Origin of the sequence: Pseudomaricurvus sp., assembly GCF_965662505.1 — a bacterium.
In the GTDB taxonomy this organism is placed as follows: Bacteria; Pseudomonadota; Gammaproteobacteria; order Pseudomonadales; family Cellvibrionaceae; genus Pseudomaricurvus.
Window position 1 is genome coordinate 1 of sequence record NZ_CBFIHX010000160.1, and the last position, 2148, is coordinate 2148.

The following is a 2148-nucleotide window of genomic DNA, read 5'->3' on the forward strand; positions in this document are numbered from 1 at the left end:
TTTTCAGAAGACTTCCCACAAGTATAGATTATTGATTTTTGGGGTTAATCCCGATGAATTTGTCGTTCATATACTGACGAATTTCTTCCGCCTGTGTCTCATGCTCACCTGTTGCACGAATGACTTTATCAACGATCACACTCTTTTTGGTTGCATCCATCCCCACCAGCATAATAGGGACATCCGCTGCGTGAGCAATGCGTAAAAAGCCGGTTTTCCAAGAATGAACCTTACTGCGAGTACCTTCCGGGGTAATGCCCAACCAAACCTTTTCGTGATCCTTATACCATCCCGCCGCCTGGGTAACCACATCCCGGGCCTCTCTGCGATCAATAGGAATCGCGCCGAAATTCATGAACATATTTTTGCAAGGCCAGAAAAACGCCTCTTTCTTCATCATGAAGGAAATCTTTAGGTTGAGCGCCAGTAACACTCCCACCGCAACAATAAAGTCCCAATTTGACGTGTGAGGAGCCAAAATCACCATCACTTTAGGTTCATTCGGCAACTGCCCCGTCAACTTCCACCCCATCAGACGCAATACAAAGCGTCCAAATTTTTGCGAAAACCCCGGCACACGCTGAGGCATCTGTTCAGGTATCGTGGATTCGATCGTCATGATTTTTCTCTGTCTCTCTCAAGCTAATCCCTTGTGGCAGCGCGTATGTTCGCGCCTTACGACTCAACCATTCCGATTGGAGATTATGAGTCGACCACAGAAACTTTATCGTTCTGTTATTAATTGTTGATAACGATTACGCACCACACTCTAGTGTTCACGTGTCGCACGGAATCGAACTTCGGGATAACGCTCTTCGGTGAGGGATAAATTGACCCTGGTCGGAGCCAGATACGTCAGGTGGCCACCACCATCAATGGCTAAATTATCCGCACACTTGCGCTTAAACTCTTCAAATTTCTTGTCGTCCTCACTGTCAACCCAACGGGCAGTGTTGACACTGACAGGCTCGTAAATCGCCTCAACTTTGTATTCGTCTTTCAAACGATAGGCGACCACTTCGAACTGCAGAACCCCGACAGCACCTACAACGATGTCGTTAGAGCGTTCCGGAAAGAATACCTGAGTGGAACCCTCTTCCGACAACTGCTGCAAACCTTTTTGCAATTGCTTGGTTTTGAGAGGGTCTTTCAAGCGAATCTTACGGAACAGTTCCGGCGCGAAATGCGGAATCCCGGTGTACTTGAGTGTTTCACCCTCGGTAAAGGTATCGCCAATCTGAATGGTGCCGTGATTGTGTAGCCCAATGATATCTCCGGAAAAGGCTTCTTCCACCATGACTCGCTCACCGGCCTTGAAGCTCACTGCGTCGGCAATTTTGACATCCTTGCCCAAGCGGGTGTGCTTCATTTTCATGCCTTTTTTATAGGAACCCGAACAGATACGCATAAAAGCCACCCGGTCGCGGTGCTTTGGATCCATGTTGGCCTGAATCTTAAAGACAAAGCCAGAGAAAGGCTCTTCGTCTGCCATCACCTCACGGGTTTCCGTAGGACGCGGCAGCGGAGCAGGCGCCCATTCTACAAAACCATCCAGCATTTCCCGCACACCGAAATTGGCCAGAGCGGTTCCGAAAAATACCGGCGTCAATTTGCCGGCCAGAAAGGCTTCTACGTCAAACTCGTGGCTGGCACCGCGAACCAGCTCAATCTCTTCCAGAAAGTCGTCGTAATACACACCCAGTAAATCTTTGGCTTCGTCACTCTCCAGCCCTTGAATCTGAACATCTTCCGGAATCACGTAGTTGGAACCGCGTTCAAACACATGAATCGTGTCGGTATAGAGGTTATAGACGCCCTTAAATTCCTTGCCCATGCCGATAGGCCAATTGATGGGGGCTCCTTCAATTTTCAGAACTTCTTCAATTTCATCCAGCAAATCAATGGGGTCGCGAATATCGCGATCCATTTTGTTCACAAAGCTGATAATGGGGGTATCCCGAAGACGACAAACATCCATCAATTTGATGGTTCGATCCTCCACACCTTTCGCGCCATCGACCACCATCAGGGCGGAATCGACAGCGGTCAGAGTGCGGTAGGTATCTTCAGAGAAATCCTCGTGCCCTGGGGTGTCCAGCAGGTTAACCATCCGATCCCGATAGGGAAACTGCATCACTGACGAGGTCA

At 49.0% G+C, this 2148-nt stretch carries 2 protein-coding genes; both read right to left on the reverse strand.

What is annotated here, in order from left to right; genetic code table 11:
• Positions 1-28 precede the first annotated feature (28 nt).
• On the reverse strand, positions 29-619 hold the full coding sequence (locus ACTG33_RS15535) for a 1-acyl-sn-glycerol-3-phosphate acyltransferase (protein WP_439136134.1): 591 nt from the start codon (positions 617-619) through the stop codon (positions 29-31).
• A gap of 150 nt (positions 620-769) precedes the next feature.
• Positions 770-2148: peptide chain release factor 3 (locus tag ACTG33_RS15540; RefSeq protein ID WP_439136135.1), on the reverse strand; the 1379-nt coding region annotated here is incomplete at its 5' end.

Coding starts and splice junctions, on each gene's coding strand:
- ACTG33_RS15535 (WP_439136134.1), bottom strand. CDS start 619: ATGACGATCGAATCCACGATACCTGAACAGATGCCTCAGCGTGTGCCG.